We start from the raw sequence: 22,004 nt of genomic DNA on the forward strand, positions 1-22,004 counted from the left end.
AACCTGATCGCCATGAAGGTGGTCGAGCGCGATGGCGCCAAGATTACCGCCGAGGCGGCCGGCGGGGGTTTCGGCTTGGTACTGGTAGGCGCGACCGAGATAGGTGCGCAGGCCCAGCGTCGCCGGGATGCCTTCCATGGCGGCGTTGTCGGTGACCTGCAGCCCATCGGCGCGGCAGGCCAGGATGAAGCTGTCCGGAATTTCACCGAACTGTTCGAGCGGCAGGGTGAGCCGGACACCGCCGGCCGCCTCGGCGGTAATCTTGGCGCCATCGCGCTCGACCACCTTCATGGCGATCAGGTTTTCGAAGCCGACGAAGCGGGCGACGAAGGCATTGGCTGGGCGCTGGTAGAGGCGCTCGGGTGTATCGAGCTGCATGATGCGGCCCTGATGCATGATGGCGACGCGATCGGAGATCGAGAAGGCCTCCTCCTGGTCATGTGTCACATATACCGAGGTAGTGCCATTAGCGCGCTGGAGCTGGCGGATTTCGACGCGCATGTCGATGCGGAGCTTGGCGTCGAGGTTGCTGAGGGGTTCGTCGAACATCAGCAGCGGTGGCTCGATGACCAGCGCACGGCCGAGGGCGACGCGCTGCTTTTGGCCACCGGACAGGGCAGCGGGCAGGCGGTCGGCGAGGTGGGCAAGGCCGACGCGGTCGAGCATGGCACCGACGCGTTTGGTCTTGGCATTGCCGGATATGCCGCGCTGCTTGAGGCCGAAGCCGACATTGTCGGCAACCGACAGATGCGGGAACAGCGCATAGTTCTGGAACACGAGACCGATGTCGCGCTGGTGCGGCGGCAGGCGGGTCAGGTCGCGACCGCCCAGCGTGATGGTGCCCGAGGTCGGCTGCAGGAAGCCGGCGACAAGGCGCAAAGTGGTGGTCTTGCCGCAGCCGCTGGCGCCGAGTAGCGAGACAAGCTCGCCTTCGGCAACGGCCAGGGAGAAGTTTTCCAGCACTTGGGTGGAGCCGTAATGAGCAGAGATGGAGTCGAGCGTAAGGGACTGGGTCATGGGTTACTTGGCCAGGAAGGTCAGGCCGAGCGTACGCTCGACGACGGCCATCACGGCCACGGTGAGAAGCATCAGCAGCACCGAAACCGAGGCTACCGTGGGATCGAAGAACTGCTCCATATGCGCGAGCAGCTGGATCGGCAGGGTGGAAAGACCCGGCCCGGTCAGGAAGATCGAGATGGAAACGTCGTTGATCGAGGTGATGAAGGCGAGAATGAAGGCCGCGATGACGCCGGAGCGGACATTGGGCAAGAGGATGGTGAAGAAGGTTTTCAGCGGTGGTGAGCCGAGGCTGATGGCGGCTTCCTCGATGGAAAAATCGAACGAGGCCAGCGAGGCTGAGATGACGCGGACCACATAAGGCAGGACGATCAGCGAATGGCCGAACAGAAGGGAAATGTAGATCGGCGAATTGAACTGTACGGCCAGATTTTTCAGCAGCGAGAAGCCGAGCACCAGCTCGGGGACCAGCACCGGCAGGATGAACAGCGTCGAGAGCCAGCCGGGAAGCTGGATGCGGTGGCGATTGAGCGCGTAGGCGGCAGGAATGCCGATGATCAGCGCGATGGTGGTCGACAGCAACGCGATCTGCAGGCTGGTGAAGATGGTGCGGCGGAAGGCGTCGATCTGGAAGATATTCTCGAACCAGCGCAGCGACAGGCCCTGTGGCGGGAAAGTCAGATAGGTGGTGTCGCTAAGGGCGGCGCCGAGCACGATGATCAGCGGCCCGACGAGGAACATGAAGACCAGCACTGTGCCGGCGATGAGCAGTGGGTGAATGTTCCGGGTCATCAGGTGGCCATCGGGTTGAGGCGGCGGGCAACGGCGTTCATCGCGGCCACGATGGCAATGGTGATAACGACCATGACGGCGGCAATGGTCGAAGCGGCGACCCAATCGAAGGTGACCATGGCCTGCTGGTACATCAGCGTGCCCATCATCATCACTTGTTCGCCGCCGAGCAATTGCGGCGTGGCGTAGGAGGTGAAGCTGCCGGTGAACACCAGCACGGCACCGACGATCAGACCGGGAACGGCCAGTGGCAAGGTGACCTGCATGAAGGTGGCGGACGGCTTGGCGCCCAGCGATGCCGAGGCCTGGATCAGGTCATCGGGGATGGATTCGAGCACGCCGACCAGCGTCAGGATCATCAGCGGCACGAAGAGGTAGACCATGGCGACGATCACAGCGCCCTGCGTGTAGAGCATGGTGATCGGTTCGCTGATCAGGCCCAGGTTGAGCAGCGTGGAGTTGAGAATGCCGTTCTTGCCGAGGATGATCAGCCAAGCAAAGGAACGGACCACGACGCCGGTCAGCAGCGGGAATACGGCAGCGATGATCAGGATGGATTTGAGCCAGCCCGGTGCGCGCGACACCACATAGGCGGTGAGGAAGCCAACGACCAGCGCGATGGCGGTGACGGCGAGTGACACCTGGATGGTGCGGAACAGCACAGTGCGGCGGAAGCTGCTGCCGAAGAAGGACAGATAGGTGGCAAAGGGACCGGCGGGGGTGGTGAAGGTTGTCCAAATCGTTGCCAGAACCGGCAGCACGAGAAAGACCACGATCAGCAGGGTCGCGGGAAAGGCCAGGCTCCAGCCGGCAAAACGTTTCATTCTTTTGGCCTTGCAGAAGGAGGGCGGGGCGGCCGGAGCCGCCCCGTCAAGGCGATTACATGCCGAAAATTTCGTTCCAGCGATCGACCCAGCCGCCCTTGGCGGCGTTCATCTTGGCGTAGTCGATGCGCTGCAGGCCGGCAATCAGGTCTGCACCATATGTCCACAGCGAAGCCTGCTCGGGCGTCAGTTCGACCGAGGTCACCACCGGGGCATCTACGCCCTGTTCGGCCAGCTGCTGCTGGATTTCGGGCGACAGGATGAAGTTGATAAACTCATAGGCCAGTTCGGGTTCGGCGGCGCCGGTCGGGATATTGACCGTGTTTAGCGTGACGATGGCGCCTTCGGACAGGTCGGCCCATTCGACGGTCGGCACCGCAGCCTGGATCTGGCCAAGGGTGAAATCCTGCGCGATGGCGGCGCTGATTTCGCCGGTCGAGAACAGGTTGATCATTTCCGAGCCAGTATTGTAGTTCTTGACTACATTGGGCTTGAGCTCAGCGACAGCGGCAAAGGCTGCGTCTTCATCGGCGAATGCATCGACACTAGCGTGATCGCCAGCCTTCATCACGACCATCGGGCCAGCCGTGGTGGTGATGCCGGGCAGCGACAGCGAGCCGGCGAGGTCTTCGCGCCACAAATCGTTCCACGAGGTGATCGGCGTGGTGACCTTTGTGGTGTCATAGACAATGCCGACGCGGCCGATGGTGTAGGCCGGGCCGTAGCCGCCCTGTGGGTCCTTGGCAAGGTCGTAGATGCCGGCGAGGTTCGGAATCTTTGTCGGATCGATCTTCTGGAACAGGCCAGCTTCGATGCCCTGCTGGCTGAAGCTGTCGGAGAAATAGGCCACGTCGACGCCAGCGCCGTTGCGGATCTGGATCTTGTTGAGACGTTCGCCATTATTGCCAGTCTCGAACACAATCTCGCATCCGCACTGGGCGCGGAAGGGCGCAAGGACGATGGATTCCAGCTTTTCGCCGTTGAAGCCCCACCACGAAATGGTCAGGGTCTTGCCCTGCGCCAGGGCGGGTGTAGCGGACAGCATGGCCGTGGCGGAAATCGCCAGAGCGGTGACGAGAATTTTGTTCATTGACGGCTTCCTGTTTGCATCGCGGCCACGCAAAGCGACGATCGGTTTAGAATGGCATGCTCCCGCTCGAAGCCTAATTTTGCGGCGATGTCACTGCAAGCCCAATGTTTGGGCTGGAGATTGCTTTTGAGGTTTATCAACTGGATTGCCGGGCCTAAAGACTAAGGGCGCCACCGCGGTCATCAAGGCGCTGGATGAGGGCCGACTGAAGTTGACTGATTTGCCGGACGACCTTCTGATCAATGCTGCCGACGAGGTGCGTATCCGCCAACATCTGGCGCTGGTGGCGCTGGGCAAGCGCGGGGCGACACGGGCCATCCGTGTCAGCCGTCTGCTCGACGTCAATGGCCGCCGCTGGCACGACGATCAGGAGATCGTGGTATCCGGGCGCCGCATCGCCTGGGTTGGCCCGACAGGGAAATATACGGGTACGGTGGACGAGCGGGTCGATCGCAGCCATCTCAGCGCGGTGCCGGGCTTTGGCGAGGTGCACAAACATATCGAATCGAGCCACCTGACGCCGGAATATGAAGCGGCGCTGGTGCTGCCGCGTGGCTGCACCTGGACCTGCGAGGCCAGCCACGAATTTTCCAACGTCGATGGGCCGCATAATCTGGAGTTCTGGCTCAAGGCGCGCCTTGCGGGATCGCCGATGAAGATTTTCCCGCTGCCCGGTTCGGCCGTGCCGCCGACGGCCTATGAGTGGGGTGGCGGCCATTTCGGCTATGACGAGCAGCGCGATTTTCTGAGCAGCCAGTTGATGGTGGCGGGGCTCGACGAGGTGATGGACTGGCCGGCGGTGTGGAACCCCGAGAACCCGTCATATGAGCGGTTGTGGGGCATGATCCGCGCTACGTTCGAGCAGCGCGGAGTGGTGGAAGGTCACGCGGCGGGCATGCGGGCGATCGACGATATCAACGCCTTCGCGGCGGCCGGCATGGCTTCAGATCATGAGGCCTGGACGGTGGAAGAGGTCGCGGACAAGCTGCGGCGCGGGTTGTTCATGGAAATCCGTCCGCATTCGCTGAAGGAAATCTTCAGCGGGCTTTTGGCCGACGGGCAGCAGGATTGGTCGCAGTTCGCGCTGTGTACCGACGACCGATCCTGTTCGGACACGATGAAGCTGGGCGCGACGGACCATAATGTGCGGCTGGCCATAGAGGCGGGCTTGGCGCCCGAGATTGCCATTCAGTTGGTGACCATCAATCCGGCACGGCATATGCGGCTGACGCCTTGGGTTGGCTCGATTGCGCCGGGGCGCTTTGCCGACCTGGTGCTACTGGATGATCTAACAACTTTGTCTATCGCCGAGGTGTGGGCTGATGGCGAACAGGTGTCGCAGGGTCCTGCCTATGTGGGCGCTTTGCCCCGGATCGAGTGGCCGCATTGGGCGACGCAAACTGTAAAGATCGAACGTGAGATCACGGCGGCGAATTTTGCTGTAGCGGCGCCGGAGGGTCGGGAGACGGTGATGGCGGCGCTGCTGCGGCCGTTTCACTGGGCGGATGATTTCATCACCACGGAACTGGCGGTGGTGGATGGGTTGGTGCAACGCGATGCCGAGCGCAATATCACCAAGTTTGCCATTGTCGATCGGTTTTCGAGCGAGGGCAAGACGTCGGCCATGTTCTGGTTGGGGACTGGCCCCAAGACCGAGGACACGGCGCTGGCCTGTTCGATGGGGCATGACAAGCACAATATCTGGGTTGTCGGGTCGTCGGATGGGGCGATGGCCAGGGCGGTGAATGCGCTGCGGGAGACGCAGGGCGGCTGGGCATTGGTGGTTCGGGGCGAACTGGTCTCGACGGTGCGCTATGAGGTTGGCGGGTTGATGACCTGTCGTCCGGCGCATGAGCTCGATGCCGAAATGCAGGGGCTGTATCGTGCCGGTGAGAGCGTCGAGTGGATGTATGAGCCGACGTTTTCGCCACGCTGGTGGCCCGGTTTTCCAGAACGGCTGGCTTTTGCCACATTGACCTGCGCACCGTGGCGCTGGGTGTTGGTGGCGCCGTCGCCGCTGGCGCCGAATGGCTTCGTCAACGTGGCGACGGGGCAAACCCACGCCGTGGTCTGGTAAACGAGGATTTTCGCGTGAGCGTTGCTTTCACCAAGGAAGACAGTGCCGAAACGGCGGCGGAGACCATGCTGCCGGATCGGCCGATTTCGGACGCGCCAAACCTGGTGACGGCGGCGGGCCGCAAGGCGCTGGAGCGGCAGCTTGCCGAAGCGCGGGCCGAGTATGATGCCGCCATGACAATCGAGGACGTCAACGAGCGGCGGCGACAGGCAGCCAATCCGTTTCGCGACCTGCGCTATTTCACCGAACGGCTGCGCACCGCGCAGCTGATCCCGGCCCCCGAGAGCAATGCCGTGGTGGCCTTCGGCAGCACGGTGACCTTCAGCCGCGACGACGGCCGGGTGCAGACCTATCGCATCGTCGGCGAGGACGAGGCCGACCCGAAAGCCGGGTCGATCTCGTATGTTTCGCCGATCGCCCAGGCGCTGATGGGCAAGGCCGTGGATGACGCAGTGAGCGTCGGCGAGCATGAGCTGGAAGTGGTCACGATTGCCTAGGCCGCCGGTCTCCCCAACCCTTGCGCAAAAGCGGGGGCGGGAATGGGGAGATGATGCCACAGGCTGTCGAGGCGGGGATAAATTTGCTGAACCGGCCGGGTCAGGAAAGCAGCGCGAGCCAGCCGGCACAGATGGCGACGGGAACGCAGACCAGCGCGATGATGAGCAGGACGCCCTTGTCGGAATTGGTGGCGCCGGTGGTTTTGGGAAGATGCGGGCTCATCGCATGCTGCGCCCGATGGGCAGGCGCAATTGGCCATTGTCGCGTGCAATGAAGCCGGCGTCGACCAGCAGGCCGTGCAACGAGGTCGCTTCGGCTGGCAGATGGGCGGTGATGACCGCAGCGCCTTCGATGCCGACCCGCGCAATCGCCGTTTCCACCAGCAATTGTCCGACGCCGAAGCCTTGAGCTGCCGACGAGACTCCCAGCCAGGCCAGCCGCGCCGCAGCCGAATCCTTGTGATGCCAGATTACGGCGGCGCCAATTATCAGCTGGCACTCGGTCGCCACCAGCACATGGCAGTCTTCGGCCTGGATCAGCGCCGGCCATACCGGGCGCTCGCCGCCAAGACCGCCCGGCAGGCCGTCGGACAGCGCCCAGAGGGCGGCGGCATCGTCGTGGCTGCCATCATGCAGGCGAGCGAAGGTCTGGAAATGCTTCAACGGTTTTTGCATGACGCGGCTCCTACAGCGTAACCAGCAGCGCTATGGCGAGGATGACACCCCAGAAGGCGGCGCAGATCCAGGCCAGCGTCCAGTTCGATATCTGGTCGGTCTGCTGGCCGGCCTCCTGCGGGTCCTTGTGCTGCTGCAGATAGAGGGGGTAGGGAAAACGCATCATGATGCACTCCGATTGGTTGCGGGCGGAGTGTGCGGCGGCGGGCCGTAAAACTGCCATATCGAATGCGGCATGCCGGCATAAGGCGGACGTAAAGCCTGACTTGCATGGCGGCAACGCAAGGGGTTGGATGTCCGTTGTGCTGGCTGGAGGAGACCTACATGGAGCAAGTATTTGCCGGCGGATGCCTTTGTGGCGATGTTCGCATCGTGGCGCGCGGCGAGCCTTATCGGGTGGCGATTTGCCATTGCCTCGACTGCCGCAAGCATCATGGTGCGCTGTTTTATGCGGCGGCGATTTTTCCGCAGGACGCGGTGACAGTCACTGGCGAGACCCGCCATTACAACCACCGGCATTTCTGTCCGCGCTGCGGTTCATCGGTGTTTGCGCGGTGGGAGGACGAGGTGGAGGTTCATCTCGGGACGCTGGATGCGCCGGATCAGTTCAGGCCGACTTATGAAAGCTGGGTAGTGCGGCGCGAGGCGTGGCTGCCGGAGTTTGAGGGGATGACGCAGTTTGCGCATGGGCGGGAAGGTACCGGGCGCGAGCAGGACTGATAGCCCGTCTTGGCGGCGACCGGGCACGGTGCTGCGCCGGTCGGCCAGTTTGGCTGCCGGTGAGATACGAGTGGGCCCCGAGGCGACTTTCGCCTCTGAGTAGTTAGATAATATGAGACGCAAGACGCCTCGGGGCGCCGGGACTTTGTCGGAAGGCGGATCGTGACCCCAGCGTTTGCCGTAGCGCCCGCCCGATTGTCACCTCCACGCAGCCCAGGGGAGGCGCGACCCTCACCCTCCCGGCGGTCTCTCCGGCTACTGGTCGCTGCAGTACCACCCGCGTCCCGGAGAGATGCGAGCAGAATAAGCGCTTGGGGAGGGCGCGGGGATAAGATTTTTGCGCGCGGGGTTTCAGCCAATTGCCGACAGTGCTGCCGCGTGTTTTGCTGGGGCCATGTGCAATGACTATGAACAGCATGTGAGCCCGGCCGATTACCGCAAGGCGATTGCGGCGCTGGAACTGGCGGCGGGCGATGACGCGGCGCTGGTCGCGGCTGACGATGTGCGGATCGGCGATATGGGGCCGGTGCTGCGCGCGTCGGGCAATGGCGTCGAGCTGGTTTCGATGCGCTTCGGCTTTCCGCCGCCGCGACCCAAGGCCGGGCCGATCTTCAACTTCAAGTCGGACGGCCGCCACTTTGCGGATTCTCGTCGATGTGTCGTGGTGCTGTCGGGATTCTTTGAATTCACCGGCACCAAATATCCCAAGACCAAGCACCGCTTCGCCCTCAAGGGGGCCGCCGTGATGGGCATTGCCGGGCTGTGGAGCGAAGACGCCGACGGCGCGCTGAGCTTCACCATGTTGACGACGGAGCCGGGGCCTGACATCGCGCCGGTGCATGACCGGCAGGTGTGCGTGCTGCAGCCCGAAGACTGGGCGGCGTGGCTGTTTCTCACCAAGCCGGAGGAGGAACTGCTGCGGTCGCTGCCGGCGGGGTCGCTGGTGGTGGAGGTGGTTAGGGAGGGAAAGGAGTGAGGGGGTGATTGAGGGGTGATCGCACTTAACTCCCATGTTCCCCCAACTTCGATGTCATCCCGGCGAAGGCCGGGACCCATCCTGAGGTCTTTCCACTCTCACGGCACGCTCGATCATCTCAGGATGGGTTCCGGCCTTCGCCGGAATGACCTTGTGGGGGTGTTGGCCCTGGTGAACATTAACGGCATTGTAACTGGTGGGTTACCATGTTTGATATCGCTCATGGGCAAGACTTACATGGTTTACATCATGGCAAATCGCAAACATGGCGCGGTCTATACTGGCGTGACTGGCAATCCGGCTGGTCGTGTCTGGCAGCATAAGAACCATGTGTTCAAGGGTAGCTTCACCGACCAGTGGGGTTGCGACAAGCTGGTGTGGTACGAAGTTCATGACGACCCGGAATCCGCCATCATCCGCGAAAAGCGCATCAAGGACTGGAAGCGGGCCTGGAAGGATCGGATCATCGAGGAGATGAACCCAGATTGGCGGGATTTGTCGGCTGATGTGTTTGGCTGACCGGGCCCGGTGTCCGTTGCGATGCCATCGCACGCTTGGGTTTAGACACTGTCGCGATGCTATCCCGTCCCCGGTGTCATCCCGGCGAAGGCCGGGATCCATCCTGAGGTCTTTCCACGCTCACGGCGCGCCCGATCATCTCAGGATGGGTTCCGGCTTTCGCCGGAATGACATCGTTGGGGGTGGATAGGCTGATGCCCGACCAAGTCGGGTGAGTTGACCACACTTTTGTTTTGACGGGTGGTTCGACAGGAACCTCGTGGCGACCTCGGTCCGTGAGCCTTAGGTGTGGCGCTTCACGAGCCCACCGTGCGCCACTCTAGCTCCGATTTCATCCCAGCGAAGGCCGGGACCCAGCCTGAGGTTTTCCGCGCTCACGGGGCGCTCGATCATCTCAGGATGGGTTCCGGCCTTCGCCGGAATGACACCGCGGGGGTGGTGTTGGCACTGCCGCCGAAAACCTGCACTTACTATTACGCTGTAAGCCTAGAGGCACTTGTAGATTTTGGCGTGAAACTAGGCCAGCGATCAGCTATTTCTTGACAGTTCGCTTCGATGGCTCGGCGAATTTGCTTGTGCTTGAGGGGAGCAAAGTGAAGCTTGCGAGCGAATACATCCGACACAACGCACAGGCTAGGTTCGGCAATGCCAACATGCCCCAGTTCGATCTCTGCAAACCAATGGAGAATGGCTGCAAACGAACGCCCCTCGTCTTCGGGAAGAACTCGGCTCGCCATCAGGCGGGGCTTGAGCACACCTACATCGAAAGCCGTGCGTCCCAGTCGGGGCGCGGTTAAGACGTTGGTTGGATTAACTCGGACGGTGACGTTCGATATGGCGAAATTGCGAACGTTATGATCGAAGGGAAAAGCATGGGCGGCGAGTAGGATTTCGGAATGATCTAGATGCCTTATGTGCTCGAGGGCATCGAGTTGCTTCAGAGCCTTTTTATCATCCTCGTCGCTTTTTGCTTCTCGCTTGACTAGCTGTTCCTCTAGGCCTTTCAGCCGTCCGTCATCACGGCATTGGCTAGCTACATACTGCCGATAGGCACCGGGAACTTCCCCGTACCACAGCTTAAACGGTTCAAAAGTGTCGTCGTGCATAAGCTCCAAGATTGCCCTGCGGCGTGCCGCCGAAGCAAAACAATACTCTGCCAGTAAGCTGGCTGAAATCACGGGTGGATTTGTGCTCACCGTTTCGACCTCCTGTTTTGACCGCAAGATTATGAACGTTTACAGCTCTAGAGTGCCAATTATTCCGCATGACTTGCATTTTGTTCTAGAGCCAATGCGTGCTGTATCACTGCAGAAGCAATTGGTGCAGTAGTCGAGCCCATAGGGCCGCCCATATAATCGCCAGTATTGCTCAATTTGAGACAGTCTTTCTTTGGCCATCTGCTCTGGAACTCCAGCACGAATACCAAGCTGATGCGCACTGGAATACCGCTCTGCGACAATTGTAGGCATCAGTAGAAAATCGGCGAATCTATCTGCTTGCCATTCCGCCGATCGGAATTTCTCCACCGAAGAAACTCTACTCGCCGGATCACTGGAAAATCCCTTCGCTCGTCCATCATGCAAGAGTATATGGCCGCATTCATGGCCTAAAATATAACGTTCGAGCGGCGAATTCTGGAACTCTGCGATGCGCCATGTACTGGCGCGTACATGGAGGGTGAGTGGGTCGAAAGTGACCTTGGCTGGTGGTCCGGCCGTTCCGTTTGGTTGGACGTTTATGAGCAGTTTTTCGCTCTTTCCTACCTCTGGCTGAATTACACTGCGGATAAAGTGCACCATATTGAAATAGTCAGTGCCAAATATAAATTTTGATAGTTGAAGCCACTGATTTGCAGTGGCTTCAATTTGTGCTTCGTCTAAAGGGTCGACTATAAAGTCGGTGTACTTCAGAGCATTGTTATATTTAGGAGCACCCGGTCGTTGCGCCGCAAGTCTGGCATTTCAGGCAGGTGCCGTTTCTAACCATGGTGAAGTTATTGCATTCGCTGCATTCGTCACCCGTATAGCCTTGGGCCTTAGATTCTTCGCGGCGGGCTGCGGCCAAGTCGTAGAACTTCTCGGGGAGGGAGAAACCCATTTCCACTGGGTCGACTGAAACTTCAGCACCCGGAGTTGCCATCGGCCGTAGCAATGTCTCGTCTTGGGCCCGAGCAAATGCGTCAGCCTTTAGTGGTGAGGACGTTCTCATCGAGACAACAGTGCCGTACGAGGAGACCTCGGCTGTCGGGACGATCATCAAAGACTTGTTGTTCACCTTGCCGCGGGTCATGCCGCGGGAGACGAAGCGTTCGGCGGGCATTGGGGCAGGGGCGGCTGCGGGCTGCGAAGGGGCCTGGTCTTCGCCGACGCCCTTGCCGAGCGAGGTCGGGCTATCGGGATTGACGTGGGCCAAATCGTCGCGGTCGAGATAGCTGACGGCCAGTTCGCGGAACACGTAGTCGAGGATCGACGTGGCGTTCTTGATGCGGTCATTGCCCATGACCATGCCGGCGGGCTCGAAGCGGGTGAAGGTGAAGGCCTCCACGAACTCGTCCAGCGGCACGCCATATTGCAGGCCGATCGAGATGGAGATGGCGAAATTGTTCATCATGGCGCGGAAGGCGGCGCCTTCCTTGTGCATGTCGATGAAGATTTCGCCGAGGCGGCCATCGGTATATTCGCCGCTGTGCAGATAGACCTTATGTCCGCCGACGACGGCCTTTTGAGTGTAGCCCTTGCGGCGATCCGGCATCTTTTCGCGGCTGCGGATTTCGACTTCACGCTCGACGATGCGTTCGACGATGCGCTCGGCAATCACTGGGATGCGGGCGTCGGCGTTCATCGAAGCGAAGTTTTCCGCGACGTCTTCATCGTCTTCCTCGTCGGCCGCAGCCAGTACCGATGAATTCAGCGGCTGGGAGAGTTTTGAGCCATCGCGATACAGCGCGTTGGCCTTGAGGGCCAGGCGCCAGGACAGCATGTAGGCTTCCTTGGCGTCTTCGACGGTGGCGTCGTTGGGCATGTTGATGGTCTTGCTGATGGCGCCCGAGATGAAGGGCTGCGCGGCGGCCATCATCAGGATGTGGCTCTCGACCGAGAGGTAGCGCTTGCCGATCTTGCCGCATGGCGTGGCGCAATCGAACACCGGCAGGTGCTCGGACTTGAGGTGGGGCGCGCCTTCCAGCGTCATCGCACCGCAAACGTGAATGTTGGCGGCCTCGATGTCCTTCTTGGAAAAGCCGAGGAAGGGCAGCAGCTCGAAGGTGAAGTCGCTGAGCTGCTCGTCGGTAACGCCGAGGCTCTTGAGGAAATCGGCACCGAGGGTCCACTGGTTGAAAATGAACTTGATGTCGAAGGCCGAAGCGGTCGCGGCATTGAGGGCGGCGATCTTTTCGTCGGTGAAGCCCCTGGCGCGTAGCGTCGATGGATTGACGCCGGGTGCCTGGTTCAGATTGCCGTGGCCGACCGCATAGGCCTCCATTTCGGCAATCTCATGTTCCGCATAGCCCAGCGTACGCAGGGCCGGGGGAGCGGCACGGTTGATGATCTTGAAGTAACCGCCACCGGCGAGCTTTTTGAACTTGACCAGCGCGAAATCGGGCTCGATGCCGGTGGTGTCGCAATCCATCACCAGACCGATGGTGCCGGTCGGGGCGATAACGGAGACCTGGGCGTTGCGGTAGCCGTGCTTTTCGCCGAGCGCCAGAGCGTTGTCCCAAGCTTGTCTTGCGCGTTCGCTCAGGTTCGCATCGATCAGCGAAGCGTGGTCGAGCGGGACGGGGGTGATGCTGAGGCCTTCGTAGCCAGCCGCATTGCCGTGGGCGGCGTTGCGATGGTTGCGGATGACGCGCAGCATGTGCTTGGCGTTACGCTTGTAGTCCTTGAACGGGCCGAGCTCCTTGGCCATTTCAGCCGAGGTGGCATAGGACACGCCGGTCAGAATCGCGGTGACGGCACCAGCAATGGCGCGGCCAGCCTCGGAGTCATAGGGAATGCCCGAGGTCATCAGGAAGCCGCCGATGTTGGCGTAGCCGATGCCGAGGGTACGGTATTCGAACGAGCGTTCGGCAATCGCGCGGCTGGGGAACTGCGCCATCATCACCGAGATTTCGAGCACGATCGTCCACAGGCGGACAGTGTGCTCATAGGCGGCGGTGTTGAACGAGCCGTCGGCGTTGCGATAGGGCAGCAGGTTAACCGAGGCCAGGTTGCAGGCGGTGTCGTCGAGGAACATGTATTCCGAGCAGGGGTTCGATGCATTGATCGGACCGGCTTCGGGCGAGGTGTGCCATTCGTTGATGGTGGTGTGATACTGGATCCCGGGATCAGCCGATGCCCAGGCGGCATAACCGACCTGTTCCCACAGATCGCGGGCCTTGAGCGTCTTGACGGTCTTGCCATCCTTGCGCGAGGTCAGGTTCCAGTCGCTGTCGCCTTCGACGGCGCGCAGGAAGTCATCGGTGACGCGGACAGAGTTATTGGAATTCTGGCCGGACACTGTGAGGTAGGCTTCGCTGTCCCAATCGGTATCGTAAACCGGGAAGTCGATGTTGGTGTAGCCCTGGCGGGCAAACTGGATGACGCGGTAGATGTAGTTTTCCGGCACCAGCGCCTTCTTGGCGGCGCGCACTTCGCGCTTGAGGGCAGGGTTCTTGGCCACGTCGAAGCAATCGTCACCGCTGCCTTCGCAGTTGACGGCGGCCTTCATGATCGCCTTGAGGTGCTTGGAGACAACCTTGGAGCCGGTCACGAGGGCCGCGACCTTCTGCTCCTCCTTGACCTTCCAGTTGATGTATTCTTCCACATCGGGGTGATCGATATCGAGCACCACCATCTTGGCGGCGCGACGCGTCGTGCCGCCCGACTTGATGGCGCCAGCAGCGCGATCGCCGATCTTGAGGAAGCTCATCAAGCCCGACGACTTGCCGCCACCGGAGAGACGCTCGCCCGAGCCGCGCAGGGCCGAGAAATTGGTGCCGGTGCCCGAACCGTACTTGAACAGGCGCGCCTCGCGGACCCAGAGGTCCATGATGCCGTTTTCATTGACCAGGTCATCGCTGACCGACTGGATAAAGCAGGCATGCGGCTGCGGGTGCTCGTAGGAGCTTTTCGAGGAGACGAGCTTGTTGGTGAAGGGGTCGATATAGAAGTGGCCCTGGCCGGGGCCGTCGATGCCATAGGCCCAATGCAGGCCCGTGTTGAACCACTGCGGTGAGTTCGGCGCTACGCGCTGGGTGGCCAGCATATAGGCGAGTTCATCGCGGAAGGTGAGGGCGTCGGCTTCGCTATCGAAGTAGCCGCCCTTCCAGCCCCAATAGGTCCAGGTGCCGGCAAGGCGATCGAAGACCTGGCGAGAATCGAGTTCGGAGCCATAGCGCTTGTCTTCGGGCAGCTTGGCGAGCGCAGCCTCGTCGGGGACGGAGCGCCATAGCCAGGACGGCACGGAGTTTTCTTCGACCTTCTTGAGCGCCTGTGCGACGCCGGCCTTGCGGAAATATTTCTGCGCGATGATGTCGGCCGCGACCTGGCTCCAGGTCGTGGGGATGGCGATATCTTCGAGCTTGAAGACCACCGACCCATCGGGATTGCGAATCTCGCTCGTGGCCGAGCGGAAGTCGATGGACGCGTAGCGATCCTGGTCAGCGGTTGTGAACCGGCGTTCAATGCGCATTCGTATTCCCCAATGTAACGAGCACACAGGTGCCCGCGAGCCGACTGACGGCTTCTCATCCAAATCTGTGTTGACGCTTCACCAACCGGACCCGCAAGCGGGCCCAAAATTTTGCCTGTGCCCAGGCCCGGCGCCGGTCTGATTGCCAGCGCTCCTACCCAGGGCTTGCCTGCAACACGAGTGCTGCTGGCCTTGTCAAAACATTCTGCCGATTCAGAGCACGCGTCAACGACACAAATCACAAGGGCTAGTGGTCTGGCAGCCATGCAACACGAGTACTAGTAGGGGTAATATGTGAATTACGGGGACAAAGTGCAAGGAAAATAGGGGAGTTGGCTGGTGGAATTGAGCCATTTGGAGAGCCGGGGTCGAAGCAGAAAACGAGGCGTAGGAGTCCGGGCTAAGGCCACGGGATTCCTCAGAGATCGCCAACTTTCTTTGCGTGTTAATCTGGCATTCACCACGTCTGAACATGACAGAATCGCGACACGCAAATGGTGTCAAGCGCAGAAATATGGGCGCGATTGTGTCACTTGGGGATTTGACCACCATTGGTAGTGGTCGTGCATTCGCTGGCATAGGCTCGTACCGATCGGACACCAGCAATAGGTGACAAGCGGTTCAGAACAGTTCGTCGAGGGTGCAGTAGTAGCGATAGCGCGTTTCGTCCCATTCGGCGCCATAGGCCGCGAGGAACGGGGCGACATGTTCCCGGCCGCAGTTGTAAATCAGGCTGCGGCAGGCGAGCGCCAGATCCTGCCAGCGATCGGACACGCCCAGCCGCCCACAATCGATCACTCCGGCAAAAGCGCCGTCCCGCGACATCATGTTGGGCAGGCTGGCATCGCCATGCGTCACGACAAGGTCTTCGCTCGTTGGGCGGTGCTCCAACAGCCAGTCCAGCACCTGCCGCCCCGTCCAGCCGTCGCGAGACTCATCGAAGTCGGTTTCATCCACCCGGCCGGCGGCAAGATTGGCCGCACCATCCGCCAGATGGACGTTCAATCGGTGATCGAATGGGCAATCAAGCGTATCGAGCTCGTGCAGCGCGCGCAGACCGCTCGCCAGGGCGATACGCAATTGATTGGGAGACGCGGTCAACTGGGAGAGGTCTGTGCCGGGCATGGCGGTCATGAGCAACCAGTTAAAATCGTCCTCGGCAAAGCTATCCCTTACCTCGGGGACCGGCACTGGCGTGCCGCCAAGCCACTGCAGGCGGTGGGCCTCACCAGGCAGTTCGCTGAGCGGATGGGTGGCTTCGGCCTTGAGGAACAGCGTTTCAGCACCATGCTCGATCCGCCAGACCTTGGCGCCTGAGCGGCCCAGCGTGACCTGCGCACACTCGCCGAGGACTGCGAGGCGCGAGGGCAGGGCCGGATGTTCGGAGATGGAAGCGGGCATCAATTGAATCCGGTGTGTATTCTCGAAGCTATGACCGCGACGCAGAATTGGAGAGTGTTGCGGCGTTGCGCCTTCTACTCAACTGGCACAAGAATGGTGAGCTTGCACTGTTGATGGCAATTCTGGCTAGGCTCTGCCGGTGACCCATGATAAGCCCTGCGCAACTCGAATTTTCGACGGCGGAATCGACACGTGGCTAAATCCGGTATCAAGAAATTCCTGAGTGAAATCTTCGTCTGGTGGAACGGCCAGACCTGGGGAACCCGGCTGTGGATCTGGCGCTTCGGCGACTATGTCGGCAGCGACGAATTCGGCAACAAGTATTATCAGGACAAGAAGGCCGATCGCCGTTACGTGACCTATAACGGCTATGCCGATGCCTCGACCATCGGTCAGGGCTGGCACGGCTGGATGCATCACCGGACCGACGTGCCGCCGACCAAGGATGGCTATGTCGCCAAGTCTTGGGAAAAGCCGCATGAGCAGAACCTGACTGGCACCGCCGCAGCCTATCGTCCCGACGGCAGCCTGCTCAACAAGGGCGAACGCCCGCGCGTAACTGGCGACTACGACGCCTGGTCGCCTGAATAAGGGCGCCGGCGCCTTGCGCCTCGCCCGCTCCTCCGTCCTGAGATTTGCCAAGACGCTGGTTCCCATCGGGGGACTGGCGCTGCTTGGCCTCGCCACGCCGGCCGTGGCGCAGCCAATCGCCAACCCGGTGGCCAGCTTTGCCGGCCTCGACAAGATCACCGGCCGCATCACCCGCTTCGACGTCTATATTGACGAGACGGTGCTGTTCGGCGCTTTGGAAATCACCCCGCACGCCTGCTACAGCCGACCTAGCACCGAGGCCCAGCGCACCTCGGCTTTTCTCGAAGTCGACCAGCGCAGCCTCACCGGCGTCTCCAAGCGTATCTTCTCGGGCTGGATGTTCGCCGACAGCCCGGCCCTCAATGCCATCGACCACGCGATTTACGACGTTTGGCTGGTCGAGTGCAAAGTCAGCACAGATGTACCCTCGCCGGATCAGCGCTAGGTTTTTTCAGCGAGCTGTCGAATCTGCCCGCCCTTCATCGTCGTGTCGATGCTAGCCTCCGGTGGAGGCGTTGGTTGACACGAGAGGAGCGTGACATGCTGACCGAACCGAAAATAGTCGAAAAACCCGCCCAGGCTTTTGCCGCCATGGCCATGACGCTGAGTCAGCTCGAAATTAGCAGTGTGGCGCCGCCGCTGATCGGCGAGGTCATCGCCTGGATCGAAGCGCAGGGCGGCAAGACCGACGGCGCGCCGTTCTTCAACTACGTGAATTTCTTTCCGGGCGGAAAAATGGAAATGCAGGTCGGCATGCCGACCAAAACCTTGCTGGTTGGCGACGCAACGGTCACCACCGGCACGCTACCGGGCGGCCGGTATGCGTCCATCACCGCCACTGCGCCCTATCACGAGCTGCACGACGCCAACATGAAACTCGACAGCTGGGCCAAGGCCAACGGCCACAAACTGGATGGCACTGTCGTCGGGAATCGCTTCCTTGGCGCCACTCGAATGGAAATCTACCTCAGGGACGCAAGCGAAGACCCGCCCGGCTTTCCCGTGACCGAAGTGGCTTTCAGGCTGGCGCAGTAGCGTCCCAGGCGTTCCAGTCACCAGACAGCAGGAGCGCGTCGGCGAGGCGCTCCTCATACTGGGCGCGGGAGATTTCGATGCCGCCGAGCGATTCCAGATGGTCGGTCACGAACTGGGTATCGAGCAGAACGAAGCCACCGGCATGGAGGCGTTCGACCAGATGCGCCATGGCCATTTTGCTGGCATTGGTGCGCCGGTGGAACATTGATTCCCCGAAGAAGGCCCCGCCGATGGCAAGGCCATAGAGCCCGCCCACCAGGTCGGCGCCGTCCCAGACTTCGACGGTATGGGCGACGCCGCGACGGAACAGCTCGCCGTAGACGGAGCGGATAGTGCGGTTGATCCATGTGCTGTCGCGATCGGCGCCCACCGTGGCGCAGCCCTCGATGATCGCCTCAAAATCGGTATCGACGCGGACTTCAAAGCCCGAGTTGCGGATCGCCTTGCGCAGGCTGGTGGATAGATGGAAGCCGTCGAGCGGAAGGATGCCGCGCATCTCAGGACTGACCCAGAAGATATCGTCGTCCGCCGCATCTTCCGACATCGGGAAAATCCCGGCGCGATAGGCGCGGATGATCAGTTCTGGGGTGATTTCGATGTCGAAAGGGCTGGGCTTAGACATGGTGCGCACCGATCCGCGTCAGTCGATACCCTCCCCCTTGCGGGGAAGGATCAAGGGAGGGGGCGGATTGGCCCAAATATCGGGGCTCTCGCACCCCTCCCAACCTCCCCCGTCAAGGGGGAGGTGCAGCCCGGCGGCCGCGACACGATCGCCGGCTAAATAAAAATCAGACCTTGTTCTCGGCCAGGTAGTTTTCCAGCCAGTGGATGTCGTAATTGCCGGCCAGGATTTCCGGCTCGCGGATCAGGCGCTGGAACAGGGGGAGCGTGGTCTTGATGCCGTCGATGACGAATTCGTCGATGGCGCGGCGCAGGCGCTGCAGGCATTCCTCGCGGGTGCGACCGTAGACGATCAGCTTGCCGATCAGCGAGTCGTAATAGGGCGGGATCTTATAGCCCTGGTAGACCGCCGAATCGACGCGGACGCCGACGCCACCGGCAGGGTGGTAGAAGGTGATGGTGCCGGGGGACGGCGCGAAGGTCTGCGGGTCTTCGGCGTTGATGCGCACTTCGATGGCGTGGCCATAAAAGCTGACATCGGACTGGCGCATCGAAAGGGCTTCGCCCGAGGCGACGCGGATCTGCTCATAGACGATGTCGATGCCGGTGATGCGTTCGGTAACCGGATGTTCCACCTGCAGGCGGGTGTTCATCTCGATGAAGAAGAACTCGCCGTTTTCGTACAGGAACTCGATGGTGCCGGCGCCGGAGTATTTCAGCTTGCGCATGGCGGCGGCGCAGATCTCGCCGATCTTGTCGCGTTCATCTGGCGCAATGGTTGGGCCACCGGCCTCTTCCCAAACCTTCTGGTGGCGGCGCTGCAGCGAGCAGTCGCGGACGCCGAGATGGACGGCATTGCCCAGGCCATCGCCGAGAACCTGCACTTCGATATGGCGTGGCTTGCCGAGGTACTTTTCCATGTAGACGGAATCGTTGCCGAAGGCGGCCTTGGCTTCGGTGCGCGCGGTCGACCAGGCTTCCAGCACGTCCTTCTCGGACTTGGCGACCTTCATGCCGCGGCCACCGCCACCGGCAGTTGCCTTGATCAGCACCGGATAACCGATTTCGGCAGCGGTCGTGAGTGCCTCTTCGTCGCTCTCGACGGCGCCAGCGGAGCCGGGAACCACGGGAATTCCCAGCTCGACGGCAGTCTTCTTGGCCGTGATCTTGTCGCCCATGATCTCGATATGGTGAGCGGAAGGGCCGATGAAGGTCACCTTGTGCTCGCCGAGGATCTTGGCGAAACGGGCGTTTTCCGAGAGGAAACCGTAACCGGGATGTACCGCATCGGCGCCGGTTATCTCGCAGGCCGCGAGGATCGAGGGGATGTTGAGATAGCTGTCCTTGGCGGCGGGCGGACCGATGCAGACACTTTCATCGGCAAGGCGCACATGCATGGCATTGGCGTCGGCCGTGGAATGCACAGCCACGGTCTGGATGCCGAGCTCCTTGCAGGCGCGCAGGATGCGCAGGGCGATTTCGCCGCGATTGGCGATGAGGACCTTCTGGAACATGGAGCTCCCCTTACTCGATGACGACGAGCGGCTCGCCGTATTCCACCGGCTGGGAATCTTCGACGAGAATCCGCGTCACGGTGCCGGAGCGGTGCGCCGGGATCTGGTTCATGGTCTTCATGGCTTCGATGATCAGCAGGGTCTGGCCCTCGGTCACCTTGGTGCCGACTTCGGCGAAAGTAGGCTTGCCCGGCTCTGGCGAGCGGTACGCAGTCCCGACCATCGGAGAAGTCAGGGTGCCTGGATTGGACGCAAGGTCTTCAACGGCCGCAGGCGCGGCAGCCGGAACCGAACCGGCCGGAGCCAGCGGCGTAGGAGCGCCCTGGGGCGCATAATACTGCGGTGCCTGTGCGTAGACCGGGGCCTCGTTGGCGTATGAGCGGGTGATGCGGACCCGGAAGTCCTCCTGCTCGATCTCGATCTCGGCGAGATTTTCCTTGTTGAGCAGCTCGGCAATGGTTCGGATCAGGTCCTGATCCACTTGCGATGACTTGGTCATTCTTGTCGTCTCCCGCGCTGGACGCGTTGATCTCTATTTGAGTTTTTCGGCAAGCGCTGTGAGCGCCATTCTATACCCGTTGACGCCAAAGCCGCAAATGACGCCAAAGGCGACAGCCGACACATAGGAATGATGCCGGAAGCTCTCACGCTGATGGATATTGGAAATATGGACTTCGACAACCGGCAGGCCCACGCCCTTGAGCGCATCGTGGATGGCGACTGATGTATGGGAATAACCCGCCGGATTGATGACGATGGCATCCGCAGTCTGGCGGGCCTCGTGGATCCAGGTGATTAGTTCACCCTCGTGGTTGGACTGGCGGAAAACGACCGTCAGGCCGAATTCTTCGCCGGTCCGCTGGCACAAAGCCTCGACGTCCTGCAGCGTTTCCGCGCCATAGATATCGGGCTCGCGGGTACCGAGCAGGTTGAGGTTCGGGCCGTTGAGGACGAGAACGCGCTTAGCCATGATTCTTGCCTTTTGCACCGGCACCTGGAACCGGCGCAAGCCCGGTTATACGAAATACACCTAAAAGGCAAAAGCCGAGAGCAAAGTTGGACTTAACCCTCGCATAGTGTCTCGCCGCATTCGCGCATGTTGGCGATGCGGGTCTTGAGCTCGTCGATGCCGATGGCGCCCGGGATGACCTCGTTGCCGATGATGTAGGTCGGCGTGCCGGTGATGTTGAGCGCCTTGGCGATCTCGTAGGAGGTCTGGATTTTATTCGCCACGGCCTCGCTGTTCATGTCGAGCTCGAGCGATACGGACGACAGGCCCAGATCGGCGGCCGCCAGCAGCGCGACGCTCTTGTCTACCTGGCCACGGCTGGTGAACAGCGCCTCATGGAAGGTCCAGTAATCGACTTCAGATTCGCCGACCAACACGGCTACGCGCGCCGCGTCGATGGATTCATTGGAGAGGATGGGGAATTCCTTGAGCACGACGCGCAAATTGGGGTCTTCGGCGAGCAAGGTGGCGAGGTCGGGCAGGGCGTTGCGACAATAGCCGCAGTTGTAGTCAAAGAACTCGACCAGCGTGACGTCGCCATCTGGGTTGCCCAGCACGACCTGACCCGGATCGTTGAAAATCTTGTCGCGCATCGAGGCGATGGCGCCACCGGCCTGGGCACGTTCTTCCGCCCGCACCGTGGTATCGAGCGCCACCGACATGCGCTGCAGGATTTTCGGATCGCTCATCAAAAATGATTCGATCATCGGGTTGAGCGTCGCTGGGTCGATCTGCGCCACATCCTGAGAGGGGATGACAACCGGCGCGTCGGTAACACGCTTGGCGTCATACTGGGTGAGCGCCTCGTTGATCAATGCCTGTACCGCAACCGTATCGGTCTGCGGCGCAGGCTTGTTGAGCACGGAATAGCCCAGGGCCCCGGCCATAATGCCCACCAGGGCGACGAGGGCAAAAGTGACGCGCGACATGCAGTGCTCCCAGACGAGTTGCCCGCTTCTAGCAGAGGCCAGGCGAT

The 22,004-nt window shown here is 61.2% G+C and carries 23 protein-coding genes; 8 read left to right on the forward strand and 15 right to left on the reverse strand.

Going from position 1 to position 22,004, the window contains the following annotated elements:
- From WH91_RS21025 to WH91_RS21040, 4 genes are all read right to left on the reverse strand, one after another.
- Positions 1-1,017 (reverse strand): ABC transporter ATP-binding protein (locus tag WH91_RS21025; protein WP_046172973.1); only part of this gene is annotated, 1,017 nt, incomplete at its 3' end.
- Between the two features lie 3 nt (positions 1,018-1,020).
- Positions 1,021-1,812 (reverse strand): ABC transporter permease, encoded by a 792-nt coding sequence (locus WH91_RS21030; RefSeq protein ID WP_046173011.1) that lies wholly within the window; start codon positions 1,810-1,812, stop codon positions 1,021-1,023.
- Positions 1,809-2,633, reverse strand: coding sequence for an ABC transporter permease (locus WH91_RS21035; protein WP_046172974.1), 825 nt, complete (start codon positions 2,631-2,633; stop codon positions 1,809-1,811). The genes WH91_RS21030 and WH91_RS21035 overlap by 4 nt, the downstream gene beginning before the upstream one ends.
- Before the next feature lie 55 nt (positions 2,634-2,688).
- The gene (locus tag WH91_RS21040) at positions 2,689-3,723 is read right to left on the reverse strand and encodes an ABC transporter substrate-binding protein (protein ID WP_046172975.1); all 1,035 of its coding nucleotides are present in this window, start codon (positions 3,721-3,723) and stop codon (positions 2,689-2,691) included.
- Between the two features lie 181 nt (positions 3,724-3,904).
- Between WH91_RS21040 and WH91_RS21045 the strand changes: the two genes are divergently transcribed.
- Together WH91_RS21045 and greA are read left to right on the forward strand one after the other, a co-directional pair.
- A complete protein-coding gene (locus WH91_RS21045; RefSeq protein ID WP_199533565.1) occupies positions 3,905-5,800 on the forward strand; it encodes an adenine deaminase in 1,896 nt (631 codons plus the stop codon).
- Positions 5,801-5,814: 14 nt separating this feature from the next.
- A complete protein-coding gene (gene greA / locus WH91_RS21050; protein WP_046172976.1) occupies positions 5,815-6,297 on the forward strand; it encodes a transcription elongation factor GreA in 483 nt (160 codons plus the stop codon).
- A 100-nt stretch (positions 6,298-6,397) separates the two neighbouring features.
- On the opposite strand, the gene WH91_RS25865 is transcribed toward greA, so the two are convergent.
- The 3 genes from WH91_RS25865 to WH91_RS24820 are packed head-to-tail and all read right to left on the reverse strand — an operon-like array spanning position 6,398 to position 7,138.
- Complete coding sequence (locus WH91_RS25865) at positions 6,398-6,520, reverse strand: hypothetical protein (RefSeq protein WP_280140233.1); 123 nt, start codon at positions 6,518-6,520, stop codon at positions 6,398-6,400.
- Positions 6,517-6,972, reverse strand: coding sequence for a GNAT family N-acetyltransferase (locus WH91_RS21055; RefSeq protein ID WP_046172977.1), 456 nt, complete (start codon positions 6,970-6,972; stop codon positions 6,517-6,519). The genes WH91_RS25865 and WH91_RS21055 overlap by 4 nt, the downstream gene beginning before the upstream one ends.
- Before the next feature lie 10 nt (positions 6,973-6,982).
- Positions 6,983-7,138 carry a hypothetical protein gene (locus tag WH91_RS24820; RefSeq protein ID WP_158409619.1) on the reverse strand — a complete coding sequence of 52 codons (156 nt, stop codon included), beginning with the start codon at positions 7,136-7,138 and terminating at the stop codon, positions 6,983-6,985.
- 158 nt (positions 7,139-7,296) lie between these two features.
- On the opposite strand from WH91_RS24820, the gene WH91_RS21060 reads away from it, so the two are divergent.
- From WH91_RS21060 to WH91_RS21070, 3 genes are all read left to right on the forward strand, one after another.
- A complete protein-coding gene (locus WH91_RS21060; RefSeq protein WP_046172978.1) occupies positions 7,297-7,692 on the forward strand; it encodes a GFA family protein in 396 nt (131 codons plus the stop codon).
- A gap of 394 nt (positions 7,693-8,086) precedes the next feature.
- Complete coding sequence (locus WH91_RS21065) at positions 8,087-8,668, forward strand: SOS response-associated peptidase (protein WP_046172979.1); 582 nt, start codon at positions 8,087-8,089, stop codon at positions 8,666-8,668.
- A 237-nt stretch (positions 8,669-8,905) separates the two neighbouring features.
- A complete protein-coding gene (locus tag WH91_RS21070) occupies positions 8,906-9,187 on the forward strand; it encodes a GIY-YIG nuclease family protein (RefSeq protein ID WP_345840348.1) in 282 nt (93 codons plus the stop codon).
- A 473-nt stretch (positions 9,188-9,660) separates the two neighbouring features.
- Here the strand turns inward: WH91_RS21070 and WH91_RS21075 are convergent, their stop codons facing one another.
- From WH91_RS21075 to WH91_RS21085, 3 genes are all read right to left on the reverse strand, one after another.
- Positions 9,661-10,383 (reverse strand): hypothetical protein, encoded by a 723-nt coding sequence (locus WH91_RS21075; RefSeq protein ID WP_143078106.1) that lies wholly within the window; start codon positions 10,381-10,383, stop codon positions 9,661-9,663.
- A 727-nt stretch (positions 10,384-11,110) separates the two neighbouring features.
- Positions 11,111-14,857: a vitamin B12-dependent ribonucleotide reductase gene (locus WH91_RS21080; protein WP_046172982.1), complete on the reverse strand. Its 3,747-nt coding sequence runs from the start codon at positions 14,855-14,857 to the stop codon at positions 11,111-11,113.
- A 621-nt stretch (positions 14,858-15,478) separates the two neighbouring features.
- The gene (locus tag WH91_RS21085) at positions 15,479-16,258 is read right to left on the reverse strand and encodes an APH(3') family aminoglycoside O-phosphotransferase (protein WP_046172983.1); all 780 of its coding nucleotides are present in this window, start codon (positions 16,256-16,258) and stop codon (positions 15,479-15,481) included.
- A 207-nt stretch (positions 16,259-16,465) separates the two neighbouring features.
- On the opposite strand from WH91_RS21085, the gene WH91_RS21090 reads away from it, so the two are divergent.
- The 3 genes from WH91_RS21090 to WH91_RS21100 all read left to right on the forward strand — a co-directional run bounded on the left by WH91_RS21090 (position 16,466) and on the right by WH91_RS21100 (position 17,884).
- The gene (locus tag WH91_RS21090; protein ID WP_046173013.1) at positions 16,466-16,849 is read left to right on the forward strand and encodes an NADH:ubiquinone oxidoreductase subunit NDUFA12; all 384 of its coding nucleotides are present in this window, start codon (positions 16,466-16,468) and stop codon (positions 16,847-16,849) included.
- Entirely contained in the window at positions 16,818-17,294 is a 477-nt protein-coding gene (locus tag WH91_RS21095) for a DUF2155 domain-containing protein (RefSeq protein WP_425285341.1), read from the forward strand. Before WH91_RS21090 ends, WH91_RS21095 begins: the two co-directional genes overlap by 32 nt.
- A gap of 95 nt (positions 17,295-17,389) precedes the next feature.
- A complete protein-coding gene (locus tag WH91_RS21100; RefSeq protein WP_046172985.1) occupies positions 17,390-17,884 on the forward strand; it encodes a GyrI-like domain-containing protein in 495 nt (164 codons plus the stop codon).
- Here WH91_RS21100 and aat read toward each other — a convergent pair.
- From aat to WH91_RS21125, 5 genes are all read right to left on the reverse strand, one after another.
- On the reverse strand, positions 17,868-18,506 hold the full coding sequence (gene aat / locus WH91_RS21105) for a leucyl/phenylalanyl-tRNA--protein transferase (RefSeq protein ID WP_046172986.1): 639 nt from the start codon (positions 18,504-18,506) through the stop codon (positions 17,868-17,870). The two genes, WH91_RS21100 and aat, sit on opposite strands and share 17 nt — an antisense overlap.
- A 166-nt stretch (positions 18,507-18,672) precedes the next feature.
- On the reverse strand, positions 18,673-20,019 hold the full coding sequence (gene accC, locus WH91_RS21110) for an acetyl-CoA carboxylase biotin carboxylase subunit (protein WP_046172987.1): 1,347 nt from the start codon (positions 20,017-20,019) through the stop codon (positions 18,673-18,675).
- 10 nt (positions 20,020-20,029) lie between these two features.
- Positions 20,030-20,518, reverse strand: coding sequence for an acetyl-CoA carboxylase biotin carboxyl carrier protein (gene accB, locus WH91_RS21115; protein ID WP_046172988.1), 489 nt, complete (start codon positions 20,516-20,518; stop codon positions 20,030-20,032).
- A gap of 33 nt (positions 20,519-20,551) precedes the next feature.
- Positions 20,552-20,989 carry a type II 3-dehydroquinate dehydratase gene (aroQ, locus tag WH91_RS21120; protein WP_046172989.1) on the reverse strand — a complete coding sequence of 146 codons (438 nt, stop codon included), beginning with the start codon at positions 20,987-20,989 and terminating at the stop codon, positions 20,552-20,554.
- 92 nt (positions 20,990-21,081) lie between these two features.
- Positions 21,082-21,957 carry a DsbA family protein gene (locus tag WH91_RS21125; RefSeq protein ID WP_052953027.1) on the reverse strand — a complete coding sequence of 292 codons (876 nt, stop codon included), beginning with the start codon at positions 21,955-21,957 and terminating at the stop codon, positions 21,082-21,084.
- Positions 21,958-22,004: the final 47 nt, after the last annotated feature.

Origin of the sequence: Devosia psychrophila, assembly GCF_000971275.1 — a bacterium.
Taxonomy (GTDB): Bacteria; Pseudomonadota; Alphaproteobacteria; order Rhizobiales; family Devosiaceae; genus Devosia; species Devosia psychrophila.

What these genes read in the sequence shown, in the direction of transcription:
- WH91_RS21040 (WP_046172975.1), bottom strand. Translation starts at nt 3,723, where the DNA reads ATGAACAAAATTCTCGTCACCGCTCTGGCGATTTCCGCCACGGCCATG.
- accB (WP_046172988.1), bottom strand. Translation starts at nt 20,518, where the DNA reads ATGACCAAGTCATCGCAAGTGGATCAGGACCTGATCCGAACCATTGCC.
- WH91_RS21100 (WP_046172985.1), top strand. Translation starts at nt 17,390, where the DNA reads ATGCTGACCGAACCGAAAATAGTCGAAAAACCCGCCCAGGCTTTTGCC.
- aroQ (WP_046172989.1), bottom strand. Translation starts at nt 20,989, where the DNA reads ATGGCTAAGCGCGTTCTCGTCCTCAACGGCCCGAACCTCAACCTGCTC.
- WH91_RS21060 (WP_046172978.1), top strand. Translation starts at nt 7,297, where the DNA reads ATGGAGCAAGTATTTGCCGGCGGATGCCTTTGTGGCGATGTTCGCATC.
- WH91_RS25865 (WP_280140233.1), bottom strand. Translation starts at nt 6,520, where the DNA reads ATGAGCCCGCATCTTCCCAAAACCACCGGCGCCACCAATTCCGACAAG.
- aat (WP_046172986.1), bottom strand. Translation starts at nt 18,506, where the DNA reads ATGTCTAAGCCCAGCCCTTTCGACATCGAAATCACCCCAGAACTGATC.
- WH91_RS21125 (WP_052953027.1), bottom strand. Translation starts at nt 21,957, where the DNA reads ATGTCGCGCGTCACTTTTGCCCTCGTCGCCCTGGTGGGCATTATGGCC.
- WH91_RS21085 (WP_046172983.1), bottom strand. Translation starts at nt 16,258, where the DNA reads ATGCCCGCTTCCATCTCCGAACATCCGGCCCTGCCCTCGCGCCTCGCA.
- WH91_RS21070 (WP_345840348.1), top strand. Translation starts at nt 8,906, where the DNA reads ATGGTTTACATCATGGCAAATCGCAAACATGGCGCGGTCTATACTGGC.
- WH91_RS24820 (WP_158409619.1), bottom strand. Translation starts at nt 7,138, where the DNA reads ATGATGCGTTTTCCCTACCCCCTCTATCTGCAGCAGCACAAGGACCCG.
- WH91_RS21055 (WP_046172977.1), bottom strand. Translation starts at nt 6,972, where the DNA reads ATGCAAAAACCGTTGAAGCATTTCCAGACCTTCGCTCGCCTGCATGAT.
- WH91_RS21080 (WP_046172982.1), bottom strand. Translation starts at nt 14,857, where the DNA reads ATGCGCATTGAACGCCGGTTCACAACCGCTGACCAGGATCGCTACGCG.
- accC (WP_046172987.1), bottom strand. Translation starts at nt 20,019, where the DNA reads ATGTTCCAGAAGGTCCTCATCGCCAATCGCGGCGAAATCGCCCTGCGC.
- WH91_RS21035 (WP_046172974.1), bottom strand. Translation starts at nt 2,633, where the DNA reads ATGAAACGTTTTGCCGGCTGGAGCCTGGCCTTTCCCGCGACCCTGCTG.
- WH91_RS21065 (WP_046172979.1), top strand. Translation starts at nt 8,087, where the DNA reads ATGTGCAATGACTATGAACAGCATGTGAGCCCGGCCGATTACCGCAAG.